This window comes from Nocardia sp. NPDC052254 (assembly GCF_040679495.1).
Lineage (GTDB): Bacteria > Actinomycetota > Actinomycetes > Mycobacteriales > Mycobacteriaceae > Nocardia.
The window spans coordinates 98,315-122,905 of record NZ_JBFAUW010000013.1 but is presented as its reverse complement, the minus strand read 5'-3'; the positions used below and the strand labels follow the sequence as shown (position 1 = coordinate 122,905).

The following is a 24,591-nucleotide window of genomic DNA, read 5'->3' as shown; positions in this document are numbered from 1 at the left end:
CCGTCGCGGGACGGTGGGCTCACAGCAGCGGCGCGATGGCGCGCAGGCCGTCGACGACCTTGTCCGCGGAAGGTGCGATCTTCGGATCCAGCAGCCATTGCACCAGCAAGCCGTCCAGGAGTGTCCAGAGCAGCGCGCCGATCTCGTCGTCGGCATCGGTGTCGTTGTCGGGCAGCAGCATTCGGGTGAGTGCCGCCTTGCCCTCGAGTTGCTTCTCCGAGATGTCCGCCTGCACATCGCCGGAATGCAAGGCCTGCGCCAGACTTTCGATATTGGCGGCCCACAGGGCGCGGTCGTCGGTGAAGGTCACGATCAGCCGCCGCAGGAATGTGATCAGCCGATCGGCGGGCTGTCGCTCGCTGCTGCTCTCGATCGCGTCCAGGATCTGCTGTACCGCGCCCGCGGTGGCCTCGATCATGGCCTGCTGCATCAGCGCGTCGCGCGTGCCGAAGTGGTAGTTGATCGCGGCGAGATTGCTGCCCGAGGCCGCGACGATATCGCGCACCGTGGTCCGGGCGTAGCCGCGTTCGGCCAGGCAGTGTGTGGCGGCGGTCAGGAGATCTTCACGTGTTCCCACGTCAGCAGGGTAGCAAGGGCGTGCTGACGCCTGTTTCAAACAAATGTTTGTGACAAATGTTTGAAACGCTTGTATGGTCTTCGGGGTGATCTCCTATTCGTCCGAGAGGTGCCACATGGTCACGCAACGTCCGATATCCCCCTTCGAATCCGGCTACTTCCGCGAACACGCGCACTTCGGCGCGGTCCCGGTGGGCGGTATGGCGCTGTTCATCGGATCGACCGTCGAGGGTGTGCTCGACGCCGATCTGGTGCGGCTCGTGCTCGCCGAACTCGCTGCCGAGAACCCACTGCTCAGCTGCCATCGAGTCGACGACGACGTCCCGATGCTGCGCCACGTCCCCGAATACCGCCCGGTCCTCACCGAAATCCGGGGCGGTGAGATCGAATATCTGGATTTCGTCAATCGGCCGCAGGACTGGGAGCAGGGTCTGTTCTCCGCGCGCTTGTTCACCGATGGCGCCGAGAGCCGGCTCATTCTGGTCATCCATCACGGAATCGCGGATGGCCGTTCGGCTTTCGCGCTGCTGGATCGGATGTGGCAGCGCTACAGCGCGCATGTGCGCGGTGCGCCGCTGCCGGTGGCCGCGAATGCCGAACTACCGCAGGCGATCGACGAGCGATACGCGGCGATCGTCTCCGATTCCGAGATCGCCGAACTGCTCGACGGAATGGGCGCCATCATGGGCGAGCCGCCCGCCCGGCTGCCCCGCGACGGCACCGCCGGATCGGATCGTGGACTGTTCGTCGCCGAGCGGATCGAACTGTCCGCCGAGCAGACGGCGGCTTTCACTGCGGCAGCGCGGAATTCGGGGGCGGGAGTGAACGGACTGCTGAGCGGATGTGCCGTGCTCGCCGTGCGCGCCGAGATCGGCGGTACCGCGGCGCTGCCCATGGTGTGCGGCTATGCCGCCGATCTGCGCGCGGGCCTGGAGCCGGTGCTGTCGGACGAGACGATGCTCAATTGCGCGTCGGGCTGGGGCACCCTGCTCGCGGTGGGCGAATCCGCCGATCCCGCCGACCTGGGCCGCGTCGTGCGCGAGGATGTGGGCGCGGCACTGCGCAGGCGCGACCCGGCTCGATTGGCCCTGGCCGGCAGGCATATTCGTGATGAGGCCACGGCCGCGATGCTCGCCGAGCAGCCGAGTATCGCGCTGTCGAACATCGGCCGGATACCCGAACATCCGATGCCGCCCGGTATCCGGCTGGTGCGCGACAACCTGCTGGCCATGGGGCCGGGCATGCCGCCCAAACTCACCGTTTTCACGCTGGGGGATCGGCTGACCGTTCAGGTGGAATACGACACCGCCGATCACAGCCGCACCCAGATGGGCCGGGTGCGGCGTGAGCTGTCGGAGCTGTTGCGCCGCAACGCATCCGGGCAGGAGCGGGCGGCCGGGAAATTCACATCGTGGCGGCGTCGATGACGAAGCGGTAGCGTACGTCGCTGGCGACGACACGCTCATAGGCCTCATCGATCCGGTCCGCGGAGATGACCTCGATTTCGGCACCGATACCGTGCTCGGCGCAGAAATTCAGCATTTCCTGCGTCTGCGGGATACCGCCGATATTGGAACCGGCCAGGGAACGCCGATTACCGGTGAGGGTGAACGGCCGCACCGCCAGCGCATTGTCCGGAAGGCCGAGGATCACCATGGTGCCGTCGAGTTTCAGCAGCCGCATATAGGTGTCGATGGGCAGATCCGCCGAGACGGTGTTGATGATCAGGTCGAATCGGTTACGCAGTTCCCGGAAGATCTGACGGTCGTCGGTGGCGTGGTAGTGATGGGCGCCGAAGCGGCGGCCATCCTCCTGCTTGCCGAGCGAGTGACTCAGCACCGTCACCTCGGCGCCCATCGCGGCGGCGATCTTCACCCCGACATGACCGAGACCACCCATCCCGATGATCGCCACCTGCTTACCGGGGCCCGCGTTCCAGTGCCGCAGGGGCGAGAACAGCGTGATTCCGGCGCACAGCAGCGGCGCGGCCTCGTCCAGCCCGATGCCCTCCGGAATGCCGACCACGAAGCCCTCGGTCACCACGATCCGCGTGGAGTATCCACCGAGGGTGTGACCGCCCGCCTGCAGTTCCTCGCCGACGGTGCCGTTGTAGGTCATGGTGGCGCCGCGGGTGCAGTACTGCTGCTCGCCGGCCAGACAGGGCTCGCACTCGCCACAGGAATCCACCATGCAGCCCACGCCGACGCGGTCACCGACCCGGTGCCGGGTCACCTCCGAGCCCACGGCGGCGACCAGGCCGGCTATCTCGTGGCCCGGCACGCACGGGTACCTGGTGCCGTGCCACTCGTTGCGGGCGGTGTGGATATCGGAGTGACAGATACCGGCGTACTTGATGTCGATCAGCACGTCGTGCGGGCCGAGCTCACGGCGTTCGATCGTGGTCTTGGCGAATCCGGCATCGGGCGCGGATACGGAATACGCGGCAGCTGTGGTCATGCGTCCATGCCTACCCCCGCATGAATCCGTGCGCAAACCAGCCGGTATGACTCGCCGACCGGATGTGCTCGGCGGCCTCCCGCCGATATCGGATGCTGATCCGGTGGCGATCCTGCTGGCGTTGGTGTCGATGTGCTCCACGCTGGTGGGCGGGCTGGTCGCCGCCCGGATGGGCGACCGCAAACGCCTCGTCCTCGGCCTGGCCGCGGGCATCATGCTCGGAGTCGTCGCCTTCGATCTGATCCCGGACGCGCTGGCCGAATCCGCCCGGGTCGTCGCCGGAGTCCCCGGTGTGCTGGTGGCCGCGGTGATCGGCTTCTTCACGATTCACATCATCGAACGCGAGATGGCCATCCACATCGGCCACGAACAGGATTTCGGCCGGCACACCCATGATTTCCAGGCGGTCGGCCTGGTGGCCACCGGAGGCCTGATCTTCCACAGCTTGCTGGACGGGCTCAGTATCGGTGTGGGTTTCCAGGCCGGCTCCGCGCTCGGTATCTCGGTGGCGATCGCGGTGATCTCGCATGATTTCGCCGACGGATTCAACGCATTCACCATCCCCACGCTGTACGGCAATGCCCGGCGGCGCGCGCTGACGCTGCTGGCCCTCGACGCGGTGGCACCGGTGGTGGGCGCGATCATCGGCACGGTGATCCGGGTGCCCCCGCATGCTGCCGGACTGTACCTGGGATACTTTGCGGGATTCCTGCTCTACCTGGCGACGAGCGACATTCTGCCCGAGGCGCATTCGGGAAAGCCGTCGCGCACGGTGCTGTTCTGCACGATCGCCGGGACGGCGGCGATGTTCGTGGTGGCGGCATTACAGGAGTGACTCCGGGCGCCGCGTGGATTTGGTACACATAAAAGCACAAACTCCGCCCGCCCTCCGGGCATGCACAATCGGGAGTGGCGATGGACAACCGGCAATCTTCGGGCCGAAATTCCCGCCCGGCCCGTGGCGGGTGGCCCTCCGTCGTCGTGTTCGTCCTGATCATGTCCCTGGTCGGGACGGTATTCCTGGGTTATCGGGGTGATCTGCCGCGCTGGGCCGTTCCATCCGGATATACCTCGTCGACCCTGTTCGGACCGCCGCTGGCGCCGCTGGACGTGGCCGCGGTGGCCGCAGCGGTGGAACCGGAACTGGTGAACATCAATGTCGCCACCCGGCCCAGCGGGATGGGTGCGGCCGGATCGGGCATCGTGCTCGGCGCCGATGGCGAGATCCTCACCAGTCACCACGTGGTGAAGGGCGCCGCGACGATCAGTGTCGGCGATCTCGGCAACGGCGCGCACTATCCGGCCACCGTGCTCGGCTACGACTCGGATGAGGACATCGCGCTGCTGTCGCTGACCGGTGCGGATGCGCTGCGGGTGGCCCGGATCGGGAGTTCGGCGGGTGTGCAGATCGGGGATCAGATCCTGGCCATCGGCAATGCGGGCGGTACCGGTTCACCGACCGCGACTCCGGGCACGGTCACCGCGCTGAATTCCTCCATCGTCGCGCGCGACGCCGCGGATCTGTCGCGCAAGGCGCTGATCGGCATGATCGAGGTGGCGGCACCGGTCGTCTCGGGACAATCCGGCGGAGCGCTGGTGGACCGGACGGGCGCGGTGATCGGCGTCGTCACCGCGGCATCCGGTGAACTCGCCCGTTCGGAGGGACATGCCAGCGGGTATGCGGTGCCGATCGACCGGGCGCTCGATGTCGTGCGGCAGATCCGCACGGGGATTCCCACCGATACCGTGCACATCGGCCCGACCGCGACCCTCGGCGTGCTGGCCTCCGATGCCAAACCCACCGGAGCCCGCGTCGATGTGGCCGTCTACGGTCTGCCAGCCTTCGCCGCCGGAGTGAATTCGGGTGAGGTGATCGTCGCGGTCGACGGACGGTCGGTCACCTCGGCGCAGACACTCGGGGCGGCGCTCAACGTGCGCCGCCCCGATGAGGTCGTCCACCTGGATCTGGTCGAGCCGGACGGTACCCGCCGCGGCCTCGCGGTGCCCCTGGTCGCCGGCCCGCCGAACTGAGCGGCGAGCCCGCGGCACCGATCAGACCAGCGACAGCCAGTAATCCTGGAATTTCAGGAACACCAGCAGCAGCACCACGGCGTAGAACACGACCACGAAGGTCCACCGCCACTGCGCGATGATTCCCATGATCCCGCGCGCCCCGCCCCACAGCTGATCGGTCACCACCGCCAGGCAGATCGGGGTGATCGTCCACACCACCATGCAGTACGGGCACAGCGCGCCGATGCGATACAGGCTCTGGAAGATCAGCCAGAAGATGAAGCCCATCCCCACGATCAGACCGGCCCACAGCCCGGTCCAGAACCAGCGTGGCAGTGCGACACCGGCGACGGCGAGCACGGCGATGGTGACCGCCACCGAGAAACCCGCGATGCCCATGATCGGATTCGGGAATCCGAAGACCGACGCCTGGTCGGAGGCCATCACCGAACCGCAGGACACGTACGGATTGATACTGCAGGCCGGTTTGTAGGACGGATCCTTCAGCAGTTTGAAATCGTCGATCGTCAGCGTGACCGCCGCCAGCCAGCCCAGCAGGGTTCCGACCAGCAGCAGCCACGCCGCGCGGGGTCTTGCCGTGATCACTTGGCCGCGGCCTCGATCGCGGCGCGCATGCCATCGGGCTGCATGAGAACCTGCGAGCTGGTGACCTGCTTGTCGTTCACGTAGACGGTCGGCGTGGACTTGATACCGCTGTTCAGCACGTCCTTGGTGGTCTTCTGGACGTAGGCGTCGTACTTGTCGGACGTGATGCACTCGGCCACGGCCGGATCGGTGTATCCCGCGGCCTGGGCGATCTGCACCAGTTTGTCGTCCGGCAGACCGCTACCACCCTCGGGCGGCTGCTGCTCGTACATGGTGGTCAGCCACGGCAGGAATTTGGTCGGATCCGCGGTCGCGGTGCAGTAGGCGGCATTGGCGCCGCGCGAGGAGTAGCGGGTACCACCCGACGACTGATCCAGGAACGCGATGATGTTGTAGCGCACACTCGCGGTTCCGGCGTTCACCGCATCCTCGATGGCCTTGCCATTGGCGCTCTCGAACATCTTGCAGGCCGGGCACTGCAGGTCGGCGACGACGCGGATGTCGGCCTTCGCGCCGGGCTTGCCGATCTTGATCTCACCCTTGTCGGTGATGGATCCGGTGACCGCGTCCGGGGAGGCGGGCTGCGCCGTGACCGACGGTGTCGGGCCTGCGACGTCGTTCTTGTGGGACTGCTTGACCGCGATGCTGATGCCGATGGCCGCGATCAACGCGATCAATACGACCGCGACGCCCACCTGGATCAGGATCGTGCGGGTGCGATCTCCGCCCCGCATCGCGTTCAGCGAGTTCTTCCCACGCGGATTCTTGCTCACCTCGGAGTTCACCACGCCTTTCCTGTGTGTCGTGTGGACGAGCGACGTCGACGCCGTCTGCGATGGTACGGGCCGCCGGTGGCGACGTCGCGGCGCCGCCGAGTCACAGTGGCCCGCCACACGGTGCCGGGTTCGGCACATTCGGTCCCACATGATTCCCGGTGAACCTGAGAGATCCCCGAGATTCGGCCGATCACTCCGTTTCGGAACCCAGGGGCCCGGCCGGTCAGCTCGCCGCGAGCCGTGCCTTTTCGGCCTCGATGTCGAAATGCGGTTTCGGCCAGTCCAGCTCCATGTTCCGCAATGCCTCGATGAGTAGTTCGGTGATGGCCAGCCGGGCGTACCACTTGCGATCGGCGGGAACGACGTACCAGGGCGCGTAGTCGGTATCGGTGCGATCCAGGACATCCTGATAGGCCTGCTGATATTGCGGCCACTGCGACCGATCGTCGATATCGCTCGGATCGTATTTCCAATATTTGTCGGGACGTTCGAGTCGCTGGGTGAGCCGGCGCTTCTGCTCGTCCAGCGAGACGAACATCGCGACCTTGACGATCGTGGTGCCGGCATCGGCGACTTCGCGTTCGAAATCGTTGATCTCGTCGTAGCGTCGCTCCCATACCGCCCGCTCCACCAGGTTGTGTACCCGGGCCACCAGGACGTCCTCGTAATGGGAGCGGTCGAAGACGCCGATCTGGCCGGCGCCGGGCAAGCGCCGATGGATCCGCCACAGGAAGTCGTGTGCGCGCTCCTCCTCGGTCGGTACGCCGAAGGCGGCATGTCGTACGCCCTGCGGGTCGACGGCCCCGATCACGTGGCGCACCACACCACCCTTGCCGGCGGTGTCCATGCCCTGCAGGACGAGCAGCAGATTCCGGCGATCGCCGGAGCGACCGCCCGCGAACAACATCTCCTGTAGCTCCGACAGCACCCGGCCGCGTTCGGCGAGCAGCTGTTCGCCGGTCTTCTTGTCCTCGGTGAACCCGGGGGTACCGCCCGGGTCGAAGGAATCGAGCCGCACGCCGCCGGCTCGCAGTATGGTGCCGGCCGATTCGGTCCACGGAGATTTCGCCATAACCGTCGAGTATGGTCGGCGGCCGGCCCGAGGTGGCCGACCGCGCAGCGTGTCAGGTGATTCCGGCCAGGCGGATGAGCTGGGTGGCGAATTCGGCATCGTCGACCGGGGTGAGAACCAGTTCGGCGGCGGTGGTGAGCAGGTATCGGCCGTCACCGCTGATGTCGAGCCAGGTGCGATGCCGGGTCGGCGGGGACATCGGATTGTCGGGTGCGACGGTGACGGTGATGAAGCCGCGCGAATCGACGGGTGCACGCAATTTCCGCCGGAACCGGGCCGCCGCCGGATCCTGCGGTGCGGTGATGTCGCCACCGGGCCGGGCATCGGCGCTGGTGTCCAGTACCGCCTGCTGCGGTTCCCGCATGGCCGGCGACTGCCCGGCCGGTGCCGACCCGATCGCCGCGACCAGCCGCTCCCCGAGGCCCCGGGCATGGCACACCAGAACGGTGACCGCTTCCGGGCGGGCGATCAGCACTGCGGCGTGCCGATGCACCACCGCCGCGAAGGCGAGAATCCGTTCCGCGTCCTCGGTGCCGGAGCGCTGTCCGGACACGGTGATGGTGGTGGCGTCCGGCCGGGTGCACAACACCAGCGCGGCCGTCAGATCGGGATCGGTATTGCGTGCGTAGCGGCTGCGTAAACCCAGTGCGGCATATTCGGATTCGGTGCGCACGCTCGATTCGGGCAGCATGTTCACCGGATAGGGCCGGCGGTCGAGATCGGTTTCGGTGGCCCAGACGTGGGCGAACTCGTCGGGGGTCAGCACCCACTTCACAACCGGCGACCCCCACCCGAATCCGGTTGTGGCGCAGGTGCGAAGCGAGGTATCCGATCGCCCGAGGCGGCCAGGGTGGAGTTGTAGCGGAAGGTCATGATGTCGCGAGTGTCGGCCAGGGCCGCCGCCGCCGCGATATCGTGCGCCATCCGGCGAACCCCACCGTGCACCGCCTCGGCGACCGAGTCCGACAGCGGCAGGTAGTCCCGGGGTTCCGGCAGTGCGTCCCGGATGGCCTGTGCCGCTTCGGCATCGGCCTCCAGGACCCGCCGCAGCAGTGCGCATGTCTCGGCGGTGGTCGCGCCGGTGGCGATGAACGTCTCGGTCATCGGTTCGGCTGCGGCGCGGGCCCGGCCGGACCAGTGCGCGAATTCGCCGCGGCAGGTGTCGGCGAAGGTGCGGAATGCCGCCCCGACCGCCTCGGCTTGGTACTGCCACGCCGAGGCGACCTCACCGAGCGCGGTCGGATCCAGTGCCTCGTGCACCAGATTCCAGAGCTGGTCGTGGCTGTGGGCCCCGTACATCTCGCGATCGGGTACGTAGGGCGGATCGTACGCAGAGTCATCCGCCACGAGCGACTCCCGGATCGGGCCGGATCAAGGCCAGTGCTGCCCGGTTGGCGGCCTCGGCCTCGTCGAATTGCCTGCCGGCGGCCAGATATGCGGCCTTGAGCAACAGCGCGGTCTGCTGATACGAGGTGACGGTGTCGAGGAATTCGTTGCCCTTGGCGGAGAATCCACGCGCCAGCGCCTGTCCGGAGGTGAGTTCGCCGAAGCCGCGTACGGACGTCAGCTGGGTGCCGTTGTCGCGTGCCGCCCGCAGCTCCTCGACCAGCCGATCACAGGCCGCCGCGAGATTGCGTGCGGTGTCCTCCGCGATCGCGAACTCCGGAGCTGTTCCGGAACTCGTTGCCGCTGTGTACAACTCGCGTGCGGCCCGCTGGCCGGTATCCGGAATCGGCACGTCGATGATCCCTTTCCGCCCGACGGGTTTCCCCGATCGGACTCTACCGGAGCCCGCATGCGGCAGCGCAGCGCGAAAGATTGTGAATTTCCACATCGAATCCGGTGGTTCACCGGGGCGCCGGGAGCGTAATTCGCTGGGGCCGAGAAGCTTTCACTCGTGGGCGCGGGTGGCGCCGACGTACTGCATGAGCCCGTGCACCTGCTGGTCGATATCGGTCAATCCGTGCTCGGCGAGCAGCTTCGGAAAGGTGTCGAGGTCGAATACCCGCAGCCCGCCCGCGCCGCCGACCAGCCGCGACACCTGTCCCAGCACACCCTCCGGGGTGTGGCTGGTACTGATCGCGATCCGGCCGCCCGGCGCCAGCACCCTGATCATCTCGGCGGCCGCGAGCAGCGGGTCCGGAATCAGGTACAGCGCGCCGAAACAGCACACGGCATCGAAACTTCCATCGGCGAAGGGCAGCCGGCGGGCATCACCGCGCACATATCCGACTCGGGACCCCGCGTTGTCGACGACGGCCCGGCGCAGCATCGGCACCGAGAAATCGATGCCCACCGCATATCCGGAACCGACATGCGCACTGAGGTGATGAGTGAAATTACCGGGCCCGCAGGCGATGTCGAGCACCCGGTCGCCGGGGCGCAGACGCAGTGCCCGGACCGCGTACCGGCGATCGGCGGTCATGGTCCGGCCGGTGGCCAACCAGAAACTGGTCGGCCGCCATGCCCGCTCGTAGAGCAGCGCGAAGGCCGGATTGTTCATCGTGCGCCGTGCCAGATTCACCACGTCATCCCGCCCGTTCGACCTCGATCGTCAGACCCGCCTCCCGCAGTCGCGCGGTGAGCGGATCGCCCATCGCCGCGGCGGGTGTGAGAATGCCCGCGAGCTCGGACAATTCGTCGAAGGCCAGGCAGAGTCCGGCCTGGCCGAGCATGACCGCGGTGGCCTTGTATCCGGGATCGCCCTCGCCGGCGAAGGTGCACACGTACCTGGTGCCGGAGGTGGTGGCGGCGAAGGTCTTCATCTTGAACCAGCCGCGGTCGCGGGTCTTCTCGTCCGGGCCGGTCCCCGGTGCGGGGAGGATCCGATCCAGCAGCTTGCGGCCGACCGCGACCCGCGACAGCAGTGCCCCCGCGGTCATGGTGGCGACGATGCCGCCGGCCATACCCGCCGCGATCAACGGTGACGTCGCCGAGGAGCCGGCGCTCATCACCTCGCGATAGCGGAAGTTCTTGCCGTACGGCCAGCCCAGCAGGCCGTTGCTGCGCCGTACGACCTTGGTGTTGTGTGCCGCCATCACGAAGGTCCCCACCCAGCCGTCGAGGCTCGGATCGATGACCGAGGCGCGCGAGAGTGTCTGGTCGGATTGGCGGCCCAGCTTCGGCTCCATCGCTTTGTCCGGACTCAGCGAATAGGGATGTGACAGCACCGAACCCCTGGCCGGATCGGCGGCGACGGCCTCCATCATCGCCCGGGCGGAATCGACGGTGCCGCCGCTGACGCCGCCGTTCATCCAGGCCACCAGGGTGGTGTCGGTCAGCTCTCCGGTGTTGTCCTCGACCGTGCGGCGGTAGAGCTGGTACACGCTCAGGTCGGACGGAATCGAATCGTAGCCACAGGAATTCACGATCTTGGCGCCGGTTTCGGCGGCCCTGTCGCCGAAGCGGTCCATACATTCGCGGATGTAGAGCGACTCACCGGTCAGATCGGCGTAGTGCGTCCCGGCATTCGCGCACGCCTGGGCGACGGGCAGGCCGTAGCGCAGATACGGTCCGACGGTGGTCACCACCACCTTGGTGCGGGCCGCGAGCGCGTCTAGTGCGGCCTGATCGGAGGTGTCGGCGACCAGCAACGGCCAGATCGCGGCCGCCCCGCCGAGTTCGTCACGGACCGCGGTGAGCCGCTCCGGCGACCGTCCCGCCAGTGCGATCCGCGCCCCGTCGGGTGCGGCCTCGGCCAGATATTGCGCGGTGAGCCTGCCGACGAATCCCGTCGCGCCGAACAGTACGAGGTCGAATTCCCTGTCCGTCATGTTCATCCCATTCTGTGCGGCCGAATTGCCGTGAACATATCAACCATGTCGCATCAACCAGGCGTTGTGTGCCTTGCCGAGTTCGGTGACCGGTGCGTCGCCGTAGAGCCATTCCCGGGCGATCCGATGCCAGTTCGCGGTCGCCTCCAGTTGTCCGAGTACCCCGAAAGTGAGGAAATCCGCGCGCCGGGAGAACAGGTGTTCCGGCGGCAGATTCTGCTGTTTCATCCCGGTGTATTCACTCGCCCGGGGATCGACCGCGAGAACGAAAGCGCCGCTGGCGAGTTCGGGTGTGATGGTCAGTTCCTGGTCGATCAGCGCCCATTCACAGGCGGCGAGAACGTATTCCAGGCAGTCCTCGGGGGTGATCTCGTCCGGCGAATCGATGATGCCGTGGTCGATCATCAGCTGCCGCAGGTCCTGCGCCCGTTCCTCCGCGGCCGCGCGGATACAGGCCGCCTCGAACCGCACATGGTCGGGATCCATCCGATTGAACAGCCCGAAGTCGAGGAACGCGACCCGTCCGTCCGGTCCCAGCAGCAGGTTGCCCGGATGCGGGTCACCGCAGAACTCGTTGAACGTGAACAGCGATCCGACGTAGAAGCGGTAGATGATCTCACCGACCCGATTCCGTTCCGCGTCGGGCAGTTGCCGGATCTCCTCGAAGCCGCGGCCCGGGAAGTACTCGCTGACCAGTACGTGGGTGCTGGACAGTTCGGGCATGGTGGCCGGCACCACGATGAACGGATGGTCGGCGAACAACGACGCGACCGCGAGCTGGGTGTGGGCCTCGGCGACGTAGTCGAGTTCGCTCTCCAGATTCAGGCGCAGTTCGTCGAGAACCGCGGGTGTCACCCACGGCATCGCGGACTGCAGTACCCGCCGGAACATGGCGAGGTTCTTCAGATCGGCGCGCACGGCGACATCGATCCCCGGGTACTGCACCTTGACCGCGACCTGGCGGCCGTCGTGCAGCCGGGCTCGATAGACCTGGCCGATGGAGGCCGCCGCGATGGGTTCGGATTCGAATTCGGCGAACATCTCGTCGAGCGTGCGGCCGAAGTCGGACTCGATGACCCCGCGCATGGTGGCGAAGGAGACCTCGGGCGCGCTGTCGCGTAGTACGGCCAGCCGGCGCTGGAAGCGTTCGCGATGTTCCGGCGGTACCAGGTCCAGGTCGAGCACCGAGAGCATCTGGCCGAGCTTCATGGCCACGCCCTTCATGGTGCCCAGCACCATGACCATCTGCTCGGTGGCACGGATCATCGATTCCTCGGCCATCCGCGCGCGGACCGCCTCGGAGCGTCCGCGCATCGACCGCCGGGTCTGCTGGGATCGCAGCACGTTTCCGGCGACGGCCACGCCCAATTTCGTCCCCCGGGCCAGCCGCGATGTCGGCAGCTCTTTCGCCATTGATGACCTCCGTCGGTGCCGGCACACACGGCAGGTACGGTCGAGGACCCCGCCCGGCCGGACTCAGCGTAACGAAGTGTCGCCGTGTGGCACAGACTCGCGAGCGAAGATCCACCCGCCGGTGGATCCGCCCAGGTCGGCCCGGCGGATCAGGCCGGGTCGGCCTCGGGAAGCTCATGCGGGACGGCGTTGAACTTCTCCGGCGAACCGCCGGCGCGGACCATGCCCTCGATGGCGCTCCAGACCATCATGGCCAGATGGTCGAGCATGCGGTCGGCCGACATCGAGCGATTGCTGATCCACCAGTCGGTGGCCAGCTGCACACCGCCGACGATCACGTAGGAGTAGAGCAGCACACCCTCGGTGTCGACGCCACGGTCGAAGGCCTTGGTCTGCACGACCACCGACACCACGTCGGCGAACAGCTTCTCGAAATCGGCGAGGCTGGATTTGTCGGTCGTGGACGGGTTTCCCATGATGAACCGGTAGACGTCGATATCGGCGTCGACGGTGTGCACATAGGCGGCCAGGGTATTGCGGACCAGCTGATATTCATCGGCGTCGTCGCTGATGGCCTCGTAGATGCGCGGCATCAGCGTGGTCTCGATGAACCGTTCCATGGTGGCGCGCGTCAAATCGGATTTATCGGAGAAGTATCGGTACAGGACGGTTTTGGAGACGCCGATCTCCGCCGCGATCTCATCCATACCGACATCGCCACCGCGGTTGCGAATGGCGGCGAGGGTGCCGTCGACGAGTTCTTCCCTGCGGTCGATCTTGTGCTGATGCCAGCGCCGCTTGCGACCGTCCACCCGGCCGGGGCGCACCGCAGCGGTGTCGACGGCAGCGCTCGCGGCACGATGTGTGGTCATGCTGGAGGGGACTCCTGGATAACGGGGGTTGGGGGACACACCCAGCTTAGGTCTTTCCGCCAGGCGATGTTCCCGGGTTCGCCGAGCCGGTCACACGGTCCGCCGCGGCGCGCCGGACGGGTTCGATGGCGGGCCGCGGTGAGCGGGGGCACGGTGGCCGAACCGATATTCCAGACCAGAATGGGAATCATGGAGCAATCTGGCGGCCGCACTCCCGTTGTGGCGGACGTGAATGCGAAGCCCGAATCCGGGCCGGAAGTGGGCAATCCCACACGCCCACCGGCCCGGGCGGCAGCCGCGTCGTCGTTCGCCGATCTGATGGATGAATCCGGCAAACAACGCGATCTGCGCAAGATGAAGATGGTCGCGACCGGCTTTCTGCTCGCTGCCACGGTGGTGTATCTGATCTGTGGCTGGCTCGGCTCGCGGGGAATCGGCAGTGGCTGGATCGGCTATGTGCGGGCAGCCTCGGAGGCGGGCATGGTCGGCGCGCTCGCGGACTGGTTCGCGGTGACCGCGCTGTTCCGTCATCCGCTGGGGCTGCCGATTCCGCACACCGCGATCATCCGCAAGAAGAAGGACCAGCTCGGTACCAGTCTGGGCGATTTCGTCCGTACCAATTTCCTGTCGCCCGACACCGTCGCGGCGAAGGTCGAATCGGCGCAGATCTCGCTACGGCTGGGTACCTGGATGGCCGATCCGGGACATGCCGCGCGGGTCTCGGAGGAAGCGTCGACGATTCTGCGGGCGGTGATCGGCGCGCTGCGGGACGGCGATGTCGAGCAGGTCATCGACCAGACCATCGTCAAGCGGATCGCCGAGCCGCAGTGGGGTCCGCCGATCGGGCGGGTGCTGGCCGAACTGCTCGCCGAGAACCGCCAGCAACCGCTGGTCGATCTGCTCGCGGAGCGAGCCCATCAGTGGGCGCTGGCCAGCCAGGAGACCATCGACCGCATCGTGATGCGCGATGCGCCGTCCTGGGCGCCCAAATTCGCCAATGTCCTGCTGTCGGAGAAGATCTACCGGGAATTGGTGGAATTCACCTGGAAGATTCGCTCGCAGCCCGATCACGAGGTGCGATTGGCGGCCGATCGTTTTCTCGAGGATTTCGCCCGCGATCTGCAGTACGACGAGGCCATGATCGCGAAGGCCGAGCGGGTGAAGGCAGAGATCATGGGCCGCGAGGAAATCACCGGAATGGCGCAGGCGACCTGGCGTGCCGCCAAACGCATGATTCTCGAATCGGCCGATGATCCCGGCAGTACATTGCGTCGCAAGATCACCGAGAATGTGCAACAGCTCGGACAGCGTCTGGTCGACGAACCGGAACTCAGAAAACAAGTGGACGCTTGGGTCGAACGCGGTGTGCGATATCTGGTCGCCAACTATGGTTCCGAGATCGCCACGCTGATCAGCGATACGGTTGCCCGGTGGGATGCCGACGAGGCGAGTCGCAAGATCGAATTGCAGGCGGGCCGCGATCTGCAATTCATCCGAATCAACGGAACTGTGGTGGGATCGCTTGCCGGACTGGCGATTTACGCCGTATCACATTTACTCTTCCCAGGTTTTTGACACCGGGTGCCCAATATTTGCCCGAGTGGTGCTAGCAAGGGTGCTTGCAAGAGTTAGCACCCTCATTTAGAATCGTCCTACAACCGCCGGAAGGTGAGCAGTGTGATGGCACAGGAACCAGAGGTTTCCGACCGGAGTGCCGGGGAAAATCCAGAGACGTCTGGGCTTCCCGGAGACCGGGTGGGCCGCGTAGCCAACGCGGCACACGACATCGGAGGCTTCATCCGGGCGCAGCGCGAGGCCGCTCAGGTCTCACTGCGTCAGCTCGCACAACTGGCGGGGGTGAGCAATCCGTACCTGAGTCAGATCGAGCGCGGATTGCGTAACCCGTCCGCCGAGGTGCTGACGCAGATCGCCAAGGGTCTGCGGGTCTCCTCGGAGGTCTTGTACGTCCGGGCCGGCTACCTCGAACAGAGGGCGTCGAGCCCGATCCGGGACGCATTGCTGGCCGATACCGAGATCTCGGAGCGGCAGAAGCAGATGCTCCTGGAAATCTACGAATCGTTCCGTCGCGAAAACGCGGGGAGCGATATCGGAGGGAACGTCTCGGAATCCGTTCAGGGGGAATCCGAGGGGGGCGTTCCCGGGGGGAACAGGGGCGGTGCTCCCGACCGGGGCAGCGTTTCCGAGCCCGAGGCACCCACGGGATCCGATGAGCACGAGTCCAGTGCGCTCCAGTTCAACGGACGAGGGGCCGCGAGCTTCAGGGACAACGAGGTTCCGCAGGGGGGTCCGCAACAAGAGGTTCCGCCACGCCAGGAGAACGAACAACCATGACTCAGCCCAACGTCACTGTCACCAAGCCGATCTACGCGACCGTCGGAGCCGGTGACGCGCTCTACGCGGCGGTCAACGACATCGTCGACCGCGTCCGCGACCGCGCCGTCACCGTCGATGTGAACACCCGTGTCGAAGAGGCCCGCGAGCGGCTGTCGAATCTGCCCGCCGATGTGCAGGACCAGATCGAGACGCTGCGTGGTCGCCTGTCCGGCCTGCCTTCCGAACTGCCGGACGATCTCGCCGAGCTGCGCGAGCGGTTCACCTCGGACGAGCTGCGCAAGCTGGTCGACCAGTACTACCACCAGCTGGTGGATCTGTACGCGGATCTGGCCGTGCGCGGTGAGGAAACCGTCGACCGGCTGCGGACGAACCCGGGCTTCGACGAGCGCTTCGACAAGGTCGAGGGCATCTACAGCGATGTCGTCACCCGCGCCGAGGATGTACTGACCAAGGTCTCCGATCAGGCCCGCGGCCTGCTGGGCAAGACCGCCGATCCGGCCGACGAGCAGGATGTCGCGGTCGTCGACGCCGAGGTTGTCACGGTCACCACCGAGACCGCCGCGGAACCGGCCGCCGCGCAGGTCGACGAAGAGCCCGTCGCCCCGGTCAAGAAGGCTCCCGCGAAGAAGGCTCCCGCCAAGAAGGCGCCGGTCAAGACGACCGCCGCCAAGAAGACCACTCCGGCCAAGAAGTAACTCGGCCGCAGTAGAGAACCGGCCGAGGGGTAATCCGGATCCGTTCGCGGAACCGGGTATACCGGACACCGCAACGCCCGTATGCGAATGCCGCATGCGGGCGTTGCTCCTATCATGGGTGCTGTGTACCAGCTGACTAGTGCAATCCTGTGGCTGCTCTGGCTTGCCGCTATGGCCATGACCATTTTCGCGCTGGTACATGCCATTCGCCAGCGCTCCGACGCCTTCACCGCGGTCGACAAGCTCACCAAGCCGATCTGGGTGTCCATCCTCGTGGTGGCCCTGCTCTTCCTGCTGCTGGCCCGGACGCCGGTGGGATTGCTCGGCATCGCGGCGGTGATCGCGACCGGCATCTATCTGGCCGACGTGCGGCCCAAGGTGGACGAAATCCAACGAGGTCCGCGCTGGTAGTGCGGCTCGCCGCCTGCTTGCACTAGCAAGCACCCACTCCTTCGGGTTACTGTATCGATCAGTAACACACAAAGGAGTGTTCCGATGCAGGCAACGTTGCCCAGCATGGTGGCCGCGATCGCGGGCGGGGTCCGCGGACTGCTGTCCGCCCATCGCGCCGCACTGCGTGCCCGGTCCTACGACCTGCCCGCGCTGAACGCGCCCGCGGTGCCGTGTGAGGTCGGTACGGTGACTGCGTCCGATGGTGCTCGGTTGCGGGTGCACAGCTACGGCCCGGCCGACGGCGACGTGATCGTGCTCGCGCACGGCTGGACCTGCTGTATCGAGTATTGGAATCCGCAGATCAACGCCTTCGCCGGCGATTTCCGCGTGATCGCCTACGACCAGCGTGGGCACGGGGGCAGTGAATTCGGTTCCGCCGCGCTGACCACCGATCTGCTGGCCGACGACTTCGAGGCCGTGCTGAACGCGACGCTGCGCCCTGGACAGCGGGCGGTTCTCGTGGGCCACAGCCTGGGTGGAATGACCGTTCAGGCCTGGGCCGGCCGGTATCCGGAACAGGTTGCCCGCCGCGCGCACGCCGTCGTTCTGGTCAATACCGCCGCCGGGGATCTCATCGCGGAGACCACGGTGGTACCGGGGTGCAATCGCGGTTCGGTCGCGCTGCCGTTCGCGATCGGGCGGCTGGGGCTGGGTCTGCCGCTGGTCTTCCCGCCGATCGGACCGGTGAAGTGGATCTTCCGGCGGCAGATCATGAGTCTCGCCTCGACGGGTGAGGTCGTCGATTACGCGCTGGCCATCGTGCGCTCGTGTCCCGCGTCGGTGCGTTCGCGGTTCGGTTTCCTGCTGGCCGATCTGGCCCTGCAGGCCTGTCCGAGTTGCCTGACGGTGCCGACCACGGTGATCGCCGGATCGGCCGACGACATGACGCCGCCGGTGCATTCCGAGCGGATGGCCGAGGTGCTGCGTTCGGTGGGTGCCTTGCGCAAGGTCGCCCTGTTGCCCAGTGGTCACCTCGGCAATGTCGAGGCGGCCGCGGAGTTCAACGATGAACTCGCCGAGGTGCTCGCCGAGACCTACGCGCGCGGTTACGCGGTCGGCGAAGCCAGTGCCTGAGATCAGGGAGTCGCCGGCCCGGATCTGCGGGCCCGGTCGCATCGACCCGTAGCGCTGGTCGTTCGCGCGCCGATATATGCGGTAGTGGAACGGGTTCGGGAGTGAAGATTTTCCACTGCTTGCGCTAGCAAGCACCCTTGCTAGCGGGGTAGTGTGCGGTTGGACACAAAGGAGTGCTCATGCTGGTGAACCTGCCCGAGAACGTCGCCGATCTGTGGACCGGCCCAGGGGCTCTGACCGGCGGTTTCCGTGCGAAACTGCGTTCGCGCACATACGGCACGGCCGAACTGAATGCCGCGCCCGATCCCGAGGTCCGCACCGTCACCACCGCGGACGGAGCGGAGCTGCGGGTGCACAGCTACGGCCCGGCCGATGGGGATGTCATCGTGTTCATCCATGGCTGGTCCTGCTGTCTCGAGTACTGGAATCCACAGATCAACGCCTTCGCGCGGGAGCACCGCGTCGTCGCCTTCGATCAGCGCGGTCACGGCGCCAGCACCCTGGGATCACGTCGGTTCGAGGCCGAACAACTGGCCGACGATCTGTCCGATGTGCTGGACGCGGTCCTGCCCGCGGGGCGCAAGGCGGTGCTGGTCGGACACAGTATGGGTGGCATCACCATTCAGGCCTGGGCGAAATTCCACCCCGATCAGGTGACCCGTCGGGCGAGTGCTGCCCTGCTGCTCACCACCACGGCGGGCGATATCGCCGCCGAGACGCGGGTACTACCCCTGTTCAACGACATCGTGCCCGCGCCGGCCTGGCTGGGCCGAGCGCTGTTCGGGCAGCCCGTCCCCTTCCCGCCCGGTTCGCCCGTGCGGGCAATCTTCAAGGCGCGCTTGCTGAATCGGCACGCCACCGCCGATCAGGTCGATTTCGGGCTTTCGATCGCGCGGTCCTGCCGGCCGTTGGTGCGGGCCAAATTCGCACTGGCACTGATCGAACTCGAGATCCACGGCGCCGCGGCGAGTTTGTGCGTGCCGACCGCCGTGGTCGCGGGCGCGTACGACAATCTGTTGCCGGAGAGCATGTCTCGCAAGATCGCCGACGAACTCGCGGCGGCCGGCAATCTGGCGCGCTTCTCGGTGCTGGCCACCGGACATCTGGCGAATATCGAGGCCAGTGCGCAATTCAATGCCGAACTTCGCAATCTCATCGACGTCGCACGGCACGGTCGCCACGCTGTCGCGGGCTGACGTCGCCGCGATGGGCACGGCGACACGGTGTTCGATCGTGTTGTCCGCCAAGGCCGGTCGAGGGCGCCCGGTCTTGGCCCACCCAGCGATACGCCGGGGCCCGCGCCCCCGCTAGGAGAACACCACCGTGCGGCGGCCGTGCACCAGTACCCGGCCCTCGAGATGCCAGCGCAGTCCGCGCGCCAGCACCACCCGCTCGATATCGCGGCCCTGGCGGACCAGATCACGTGCGGTGTCTGCGTGGTCGATACGGATGACGTCCTGTTCGATGATCGGCCCGGCATCCAGATCCGCGGTGACGTAGTGGCAGGTCGCGCCGATCAGCTTCACCCCGCGCGCATGGGCCTGGTGATACGGCCGTGCGCCCACGAACGAGGGCAGGAAGCTGTGGTGGATATTGATCGCCCGCCCGGACCAGTGCGCACACAGTTCGGGCGGTAACACCTGCATGAAACGGGCCAGCACCACCGCGTGCGGATCGTAGGAGTCGGTCAGCTGGCGGACCTGCTCGAAGGCCGGGCCGCGTTCGGCGGGATCGGCGGGGAAGGGCACGTGGTGGAAGGTGATCCCGTGCGCGCGGGTCATCTCTCCGAGATCGGGATGATTGCCGATCACGGCCTCGATGGTCGCCGGCAGTTCCCCGCTGGCCGCGCGGCCGAGCAGATCGTGCAGGCAGTGCCCGTCCCGGCTGACCAGCACCACCGCCCGCAGGCGCTGTCCGGAATCCAGCAGTTGCCATTCGGTCTGCGGGCCCAGTTCGTCCGCGAGGACGGCGAATCGTGTGCGCAACTCCTCGACGTCGAAGGGCACGGTCGATGCCGCGACCGCCTGCCGGGTGAAGAACCAGCCGGAATCGGGGTCGGAGTGGTAACCGGCCTCCACGATCGAGCCGCCGAGGTCGGCGATGAACGAGGTGATGCGGGCGATGATGCCCGGTCGGTCGGGGCAGCCCAGGCTCAGGACGAAACGACGATCATCGGCTGACACGGTGCCACTCATGGCGACGATCCTCGCAGGTTGTACCGCGTTCGATACAGCCACCCGGGCGGCGGCGCGCCGCACCGGCGCGGGCCGATCCGATTCGCCCGGCGCGAGCGCGGGAACCGGTACCGCGCTGTGCCAGACTGTGTGCTCATGGCTGCCCCCGCATCGCTGTCTCGTGCCCAGGTCGCATCGATGATCGATCACACCCTGCTCGCCCCGGAAGCCACACCGGACGATGTCGCGGCCACCGTCGCGACGGCTCGCGAACTGGGGGTGTACGCGGTGTGCCTGTCACCGTCGGTGCTGCCGGTGACGGCACCGGGACTGGTGGTGGCCACGGTGGCGGGCTTCCCGTCCGGGAAACATCATTCGCTGGTGAAGGGCGCCGAGGCTCGGTTCGCGGTGGAGCAGGGGGCCGCGGAGGTCGACATGGTCATCGATGTCGGTGCGGCCGTGGCCGGTGACTACAACGCGGTGCTGGCCGATATCGTCACCGTGCGCGAGGCCGTCGAGGATCGCGTGGTGCTGAAGGTGATCATGGAGTCGGCGGCACTGTCGGATGAGGCGATCGTCGAGGTGTGCCGGGTCGCCGAACGCGCCGGGGCCGATTTCGTCAAGACCTCCACCGGATTTCACCCCGCGGGCGGCGCCGAGGTGCGGGCCGTGCGGCTGATGGCCGACACCGTCGGCGGTCGGCTCGGTATCAAGGCCAGCGGCGGCATCCGCACCGCGGAGGCCGCCGCCGAACTGATCGCCGCCGGTGCCACCCGATTGGGCCTGTCCCGCTCGGCGGAGGTACTCGCCGGTTTTCCCGCCTGAGTGATCAGCAGCGGATGTCTTCGCCGTTGCCGCCGCCCTGCAGGGTGGCCGGGCCACCACGCAGCGACACCGCGATGCCGTTGTCGGTGACCTTCACGGAGGTCGGCTGCATTCCCATCGGGTAGGTCTGCAGGCTCTGGGTCATCGACTGCACGATGTTGTCGACCAGATCCGTGGGCAACCCCAGGCCCAGTAGTGATGCCGACTGGGTGGTGACCTCGATCTTGCCGTTCACGATGTGCGGCTGCACCTGCAGATCGGCCAGCCCGCCGAGCACCTTCACATCGAGGGTGCCCTTCGTGGGATCGGATTCCACCCCGGACACCAGGCCGGTCAGGGTCTGGGCGATACCGTCATTGCTCCAGGTCGCGTCGGCGGAACTGCTGCCGATCTTCGAACCGCCGCGACCACCGTCGATCATCTCGACATCGTTGACGCGGGCATGGACCTTCATGTCGACGGCGGGGCCGAATTTCGTATCGTCACTGTCCACGGTGATGTACTGGACCTTGTGGTCCACCGCGGTGAGTAGCAACGGTTTCGGGCCGAAGCCGACGTCGACCTTGGAGCCGAGCTCCTTCTCCATCTGCGAAGCGATGCACTGTTTGCTCTTGTGCCGCATATAGGTTTCGGCGCCCGCCGCCGTGCCGACCACTGCCAGCAGAACGACGAGTCCGACGATGAGCGCGATCTTTCGCCCGCGGTGGGGGCGCGGCGCACCCGCGGGCGCGGGCGTGGGTGCGGCCGCGGTATCGGCTGGATTCGAACTCATGGCATCGATTCTTCCCGAGCTTTCTGAGCCCGCTCTGTGGAGCCGTTGAGGCTTGTCGTGCAGAGGCGGCCCCGATTGTGACATACGGCACATCAGCCGGGCGTACCCTGGGTCCATGTCCGCGCACGGCGCAGGGGGTCCCGAAGGGGCGGAATCGTCCGGGAATTCCGAGCAAGGCTGGTGGGTGCTACGGCAATTGGCCGATCGGCACGCCGGGTACTTCACCACGCGTCTGGTGCTTCGGGCCGGTTGTGAACACCGGGTGCGCGATGCGCTCGCCGACGGGTCGGTGATCCGCGCGGGCCTCGGCATCCTGCGGATGGCCAACTGGCCCGACGGTCCGCTCGACGAATACGCGATGTGGTCGGCCTGGTTCGACGGCGCGGCCGCGTTCTCCCATCACAGTGCCGCGGAACTGCACGGTCTCGGCCGGTTGCGGCCTCGATTCCTGCACCTGTCGGCACGCACGGGCCGGCCGCCGAGCGCACCGAGACTGGTGGTGCTGCGCCGCGATCTGCAGGGCACGGATGTGGAGTCGGCGGGTCCGTTCCTGGTGACCACTCCGGTGCGAACCGTTCTCGATCTCGCCGAAACCGGGATCGGGCAGGGCGCGCTGGACGAGGTGGTCGCCGACGCGGTCGCGATCGATCGGTGCATTCCCGCCGAAATCGGTTCGGCCAGCAGGCATCTGCCACCGCGCGCTGCGGCGCGCGTGCGCCGGGCCCTCGCCGCGGTGTGACTACCGAGCCGGTGCGGGCCGTACGCGGTCCCAGGGAACGGTCAGCACGCAGTCGCGCATCCGGCGCCGATACACTCGCACCGGAAAGCCCTGCTCGCGCAACAGTTCCGCCGCCGCTCGCCAGCGCGTCCGCGGTCCGTACACCGCCATCGGCGCGGCATGGGACCAGGCACGGTCGGCGGCGGCGAGCAGGGTGTGGATGGGTTCGCCGCGAATATTGCGGTGGATCAACGCCTTCGGCAGCCGTTCGGCGATATCGGAGGGCTTGTCCACGGTGAACGGATCCCACGCCAGGGTCAGCGAGATCGGGCCGTCACGATCGAGCAGGATCCAGGCGCAGCGCCGGCCCAGCTCGTCGCAGGTTCCCTCGAGCAGCAGACCGCCGGGTGCGAGGCCGCGGAGGATCGTCGCCCAGGCCGATGCGACCTGTGCCTCGTCGTATTGACGCAGCACATTGAAAGCCCGGACCAGTACCGGTCGCAGCCCCGCGAGTTCGAAGCCGCCCCGGGCGAACCGCACCCCGTCGCGATCGGGCACCACCCGCTCCGGATCGATCTCCAGCCCGACCACCCGGACATCGGCACGCACCCGCCGCAGGCGGGTGGCGAGTTCGAGGGTGGTCACCGGCCGCGCGCCGTAGCCGAGATCCACGATCAGCGGATCGGCGGCCGCGCGCAGCCGCTCGACCACCACGGGCTCGTGCGTCAGCCAGCGATCGCTGCGGCGCAGCCGGTTGACCCCGGTCGTGCCCCGGGTGACGGTGCCGAGCGGTTTCCGGGCGCCGAGTGATTCGGTTGGGTCGGGCCCGCCACCGGCCGCCCGGGGTTCCGGCACGATCGTCGCCGTCTTCTCAGGCGGCCGGGTGCTGCTCGTCCAGCCACTGCTGGGTGAACTCCGCCTCGGCGCGGAACAGGTCGACGAGGTTTATCAGCATCATCTGCTCGAGTTTGGGACCGAGCATGGGGATGAACACCTTCGCCAGCGGCGAGGTCCGCAGCGTGGCGCCGGTATCGGTCGCGAACAACCGCATGGTGCCGGTGAGGGTGCCGGGCCCGGCCGGGACCGACGCGCTGAACTCACCGGAGACCTCGGGACCGTAGGGGCCGTAGGTCTCCTTGCGGGTGATCACCAGGTCCTTGCGCATCACGGTCTGCGCGATGTCGGGCAGCATGTCGCGCGGCAGGATGTGCCGGACCTCGAGTTCGATGCCGTTGCTGTCGGCCTGCAGGGTGACCACTTCGTTCGGGGAGTGCTTGCGCATCTCCTCCATCCGCGCATCCCAATATTCGCGGCTGGACAACGCGCTGTACACCTCTTTCGTGGTGTGCAGCGGATAGCGAGCGGAGTAGTCGAGTCGGCGGGCCATGGGGCACTAGATTACTGGTCCCCGGCCGCGGCGGTCGCGATGCCCGGGGGCGCCGCGGCCCTCGCCGGATCAGTGATTCGAGATCCAGGTGTTGGTGAATTCGGTCTCCGCGGCGAGCAGTTCGAGCAGCTTCTCGGCCACCACGGCCTCGATCTTCCTGCCGAACAGGGGAACCGAGACCTCCACCGAGCCGTCGACCACGGCCTGTGAACTCCTGAGGTCACCTGTCATGGTCACCGTGCCGCGGACCTTCGCGGGCGCATCCTCGACGTAGGCCTCGAAGATGCCCGAGAGACCCTCGTAGGTCTCGGTACGCGGAATGATCAGATCCCCCGGGCGCACCGAGGTGATCGCGGCCGGCAGTTCCGCGGCCGGAATGGTCTGCACCATCTCCACCCGCAGCCGATCCCCGTCGGTGGCGAAGGAGCCCAGTCGCGCGCCGGGCCCGCCGACCTCCGCGATGCGCGCCTTCCAGTACTGCTCGTCGGCGAGCGCAGCGCGCACCGCATCGGCGGGGTGCGCGTAGTGAGCTGTGTACGCCAGGGGTGTCGCCATGGTCAGACAGGCTACCGTCTGTCGA

General features: G+C 67.0%; 27 protein-coding genes and 1 pseudogene. 11 read left to right on the top strand and 17 right to left on the bottom strand.

The genetic code is table 11. The annotated features are described in order from the left end of the window. Nucleotides 1-19: 19 nt before the first annotated feature. Entirely contained in the window at nt 20-577 is a 558-nt protein-coding gene (locus tag AB0L57_RS26970) for a TetR/AcrR family transcriptional regulator (protein WP_364967649.1), read from the bottom strand. A 115-nt stretch (nt 578-692) separates the two neighbouring features. Here AB0L57_RS26970 and AB0L57_RS26965 point away from each other — a divergent pair, with 115 nt between their 5' ends. Then, the gene (locus AB0L57_RS26965) at nt 693-2,003 is read left to right on the top strand and encodes a hypothetical protein (protein WP_364967647.1); all 1,311 of its coding nucleotides are present in this window, start codon (nt 693-695) and stop codon (nt 2,001-2,003) included. Here AB0L57_RS26965 and AB0L57_RS26960 read toward each other — a convergent pair. After that, on the bottom strand, nt 1,981-3,033 hold the full coding sequence (locus AB0L57_RS26960) for an NAD(P)-dependent alcohol dehydrogenase (protein ID WP_364967645.1): 1,053 nt from the start codon (nt 3,031-3,033) through the stop codon (nt 1,981-1,983). The two genes, AB0L57_RS26965 and AB0L57_RS26960, sit on opposite strands and share 23 nt — an antisense overlap. 46 nt (nt 3,034-3,079) lie before the next feature. On the opposite strand from AB0L57_RS26960, the gene AB0L57_RS26955 reads away from it, so the two are divergent. Together AB0L57_RS26955 and AB0L57_RS26950 are read left to right on the top strand one after the other, a co-directional pair. Further along, the gene (locus AB0L57_RS26955; RefSeq protein ID WP_364967643.1) at nt 3,080-3,868 is read left to right on the top strand and encodes a ZIP family metal transporter; all 789 of its coding nucleotides are present in this window, start codon (nt 3,080-3,082) and stop codon (nt 3,866-3,868) included. Nucleotides 3,869-3,948: 80 nt separating this feature from the next. After that, entirely contained in the window at nt 3,949-5,064 is a 1,116-nt protein-coding gene (locus AB0L57_RS26950) for a trypsin-like peptidase domain-containing protein (RefSeq protein WP_364967640.1), read from the top strand. A 21-nt stretch (nt 5,065-5,085) separates the two neighbouring features. On the opposite strand, the gene AB0L57_RS26945 is transcribed toward AB0L57_RS26950, so the two are convergent. From AB0L57_RS26945 to AB0L57_RS26900, 10 genes are all read right to left on the bottom strand, one after another. After that, on the bottom strand, nt 5,086-5,652 hold the full coding sequence (locus tag AB0L57_RS26945) for a vitamin K epoxide reductase family protein (protein WP_364967638.1): 567 nt from the start codon (nt 5,650-5,652) through the stop codon (nt 5,086-5,088). Further along, nucleotides 5,649-6,437 carry a thioredoxin domain-containing protein gene (locus AB0L57_RS26940; RefSeq protein WP_364967636.1) on the bottom strand — a complete coding sequence of 263 codons (789 nt, stop codon included), beginning with the start codon at nt 6,435-6,437 and terminating at the stop codon, nt 5,649-5,651. Before AB0L57_RS26940 ends, AB0L57_RS26945 begins: the two co-directional genes overlap by 4 nt. Before the next feature lie 214 nt (nt 6,438-6,651). Continuing rightward, nucleotides 6,652-7,500 carry a polyphosphate kinase 2 family protein gene (locus AB0L57_RS26935; protein WP_364967634.1) on the bottom strand — a complete coding sequence of 283 codons (849 nt, stop codon included), beginning with the start codon at nt 7,498-7,500 and terminating at the stop codon, nt 6,652-6,654. 52 nt (nt 7,501-7,552) lie between these two features. Then, nucleotides 7,553-8,275, bottom strand: a complete 723-nt coding sequence (locus AB0L57_RS26930; protein WP_364967631.1) for an ESX secretion-associated protein EspG — start codon at nt 8,273-8,275, stop codon at nt 7,553-7,555. Then, nucleotides 8,272-8,847: a hypothetical protein gene (locus tag AB0L57_RS26925; protein WP_364967628.1), complete on the bottom strand. Its 576-nt coding sequence runs from the start codon at nt 8,845-8,847 to the stop codon at nt 8,272-8,274. The genes AB0L57_RS26930 and AB0L57_RS26925 overlap by 4 nt, the downstream gene beginning before the upstream one ends. Further along, nucleotides 8,837-9,238 carry a hypothetical protein gene (locus tag AB0L57_RS26920; RefSeq protein WP_364967625.1) on the bottom strand — a complete coding sequence of 134 codons (402 nt, stop codon included), beginning with the start codon at nt 9,236-9,238 and terminating at the stop codon, nt 8,837-8,839. Before AB0L57_RS26920 ends, AB0L57_RS26925 begins: the two co-directional genes overlap by 11 nt. A gap of 153 nt (nt 9,239-9,391) precedes the next feature. Next, complete coding sequence (locus AB0L57_RS26915; RefSeq protein WP_364967622.1) at nt 9,392-10,024, bottom strand: methyltransferase domain-containing protein; 633 nt, start codon at nt 10,022-10,024, stop codon at nt 9,392-9,394. Between the two features lie 4 nt (nt 10,025-10,028). Continuing rightward, the gene (locus tag AB0L57_RS26910; protein ID WP_364967619.1) at nt 10,029-11,273 is read right to left on the bottom strand and encodes a saccharopine dehydrogenase NADP-binding domain-containing protein; all 1,245 of its coding nucleotides are present in this window, start codon (nt 11,271-11,273) and stop codon (nt 10,029-10,031) included. A 39-nt stretch (nt 11,274-11,312) separates the two neighbouring features. Next, nucleotides 11,313-12,686 (bottom strand): AarF/ABC1/UbiB kinase family protein, encoded by a 1,374-nt coding sequence (locus AB0L57_RS26905; RefSeq protein ID WP_364967616.1) that lies wholly within the window; start codon nt 12,684-12,686, stop codon nt 11,313-11,315. A gap of 149 nt (nt 12,687-12,835) precedes the next feature. Continuing rightward, the gene (locus AB0L57_RS26900; protein WP_364967614.1) at nt 12,836-13,558 is read right to left on the bottom strand and encodes a TetR/AcrR family transcriptional regulator; all 723 of its coding nucleotides are present in this window, start codon (nt 13,556-13,558) and stop codon (nt 12,836-12,838) included. A 318-nt stretch (nt 13,559-13,876) separates the two neighbouring features. Between AB0L57_RS26900 and AB0L57_RS26895 the strand changes: the two genes are divergently transcribed. The 6 genes and pseudogenes from AB0L57_RS26895 to AB0L57_RS26870 all read left to right on the top strand — a co-directional run bounded on the left by AB0L57_RS26895 (nt 13,877) and on the right by AB0L57_RS26870 (nt 19,331). Next, nucleotides 13,877-15,133 carry a DUF445 family protein gene (locus tag AB0L57_RS26895; RefSeq protein WP_364967717.1) on the top strand — a complete coding sequence of 419 codons (1,257 nt, stop codon included), beginning with the start codon at nt 13,877-13,879 and terminating at the stop codon, nt 15,131-15,133. 105 nt (nt 15,134-15,238) lie between these two features. After that, nucleotides 15,239-15,652, top strand: a pseudogene (locus AB0L57_RS26890) (helix-turn-helix transcriptional regulator); the annotation flags it as partial. 254 nt (nt 15,653-15,906) lie between these two features. Further along, nucleotides 15,907-16,608 (top strand): heparin-binding hemagglutinin, encoded by a 702-nt coding sequence (locus AB0L57_RS26885; RefSeq protein WP_364967612.1) that lies wholly within the window; start codon nt 15,907-15,909, stop codon nt 16,606-16,608. A gap of 114 nt (nt 16,609-16,722) precedes the next feature. Next, nucleotides 16,723-17,019 carry a DUF2516 family protein gene (locus tag AB0L57_RS26880; protein ID WP_364967609.1) on the top strand — a complete coding sequence of 99 codons (297 nt, stop codon included), beginning with the start codon at nt 16,723-16,725 and terminating at the stop codon, nt 17,017-17,019. Between the two features lie 84 nt (nt 17,020-17,103). Further along, nucleotides 17,104-18,135, top strand: a complete 1,032-nt coding sequence (locus AB0L57_RS26875; RefSeq protein WP_364967606.1) for an alpha/beta hydrolase — start codon at nt 17,104-17,106, stop codon at nt 18,133-18,135. Nucleotides 18,136-18,314: 179 nt separating this feature from the next. After that, complete coding sequence (locus AB0L57_RS26870) at nt 18,315-19,331, top strand: alpha/beta hydrolase (RefSeq protein ID WP_364967603.1); 1,017 nt, start codon at nt 18,315-18,317, stop codon at nt 19,329-19,331. A gap of 111 nt (nt 19,332-19,442) precedes the next feature. On the opposite strand, the gene purU is transcribed toward AB0L57_RS26870, so the two are convergent. Then, complete coding sequence (purU, locus tag AB0L57_RS26865) at nt 19,443-20,330, bottom strand: formyltetrahydrofolate deformylase (protein WP_364967600.1); 888 nt, start codon at nt 20,328-20,330, stop codon at nt 19,443-19,445. Between the two features lie 135 nt (nt 20,331-20,465). Between purU and deoC the strand changes: the two genes are divergently transcribed. Continuing rightward, nucleotides 20,466-21,134 carry a deoxyribose-phosphate aldolase gene (gene deoC, locus AB0L57_RS26860; RefSeq protein WP_364967598.1) on the top strand — a complete coding sequence of 223 codons (669 nt, stop codon included), beginning with the start codon at nt 20,466-20,468 and terminating at the stop codon, nt 21,132-21,134. A gap of 4 nt (nt 21,135-21,138) precedes the next feature. Here the strand turns inward: deoC and AB0L57_RS26855 are convergent, their stop codons facing one another. Then, nucleotides 21,139-21,906 carry a DUF2993 domain-containing protein gene (locus AB0L57_RS26855; protein WP_364967595.1) on the bottom strand — a complete coding sequence of 256 codons (768 nt, stop codon included), beginning with the start codon at nt 21,904-21,906 and terminating at the stop codon, nt 21,139-21,141. Between the two features lie 115 nt (nt 21,907-22,021). Between AB0L57_RS26855 and AB0L57_RS26850 the strand changes: the two genes are divergently transcribed. Then, nucleotides 22,022-22,645 carry a hypothetical protein gene (locus AB0L57_RS26850; protein WP_364967593.1) on the top strand — a complete coding sequence of 208 codons (624 nt, stop codon included), beginning with the start codon at nt 22,022-22,024 and terminating at the stop codon, nt 22,643-22,645. On the opposite strand, the gene AB0L57_RS26845 is transcribed toward AB0L57_RS26850, so the two are convergent. The 3 genes from AB0L57_RS26845 to AB0L57_RS26835 all read right to left on the bottom strand — a co-directional run bounded on the left by AB0L57_RS26845 (nt 22,646) and on the right by AB0L57_RS26835 (nt 24,566). Beyond that, a complete protein-coding gene (locus AB0L57_RS26845; protein ID WP_364967591.1) occupies nt 22,646-23,479 on the bottom strand; it encodes a class I SAM-dependent methyltransferase in 834 nt (277 codons plus the stop codon). Between the two features lie 16 nt (nt 23,480-23,495). Beyond that, the gene (locus tag AB0L57_RS26840) at nt 23,496-24,011 is read right to left on the bottom strand and encodes a DUF2505 domain-containing protein (protein ID WP_364967588.1); all 516 of its coding nucleotides are present in this window, start codon (nt 24,009-24,011) and stop codon (nt 23,496-23,498) included. A gap of 69 nt (nt 24,012-24,080) precedes the next feature. Further along, nucleotides 24,081-24,566, bottom strand: coding sequence for a DUF2505 domain-containing protein (locus AB0L57_RS26835; protein WP_364967585.1), 486 nt, complete (start codon nt 24,564-24,566; stop codon nt 24,081-24,083). Nucleotides 24,567-24,591: the final 25 nt, after the last annotated feature.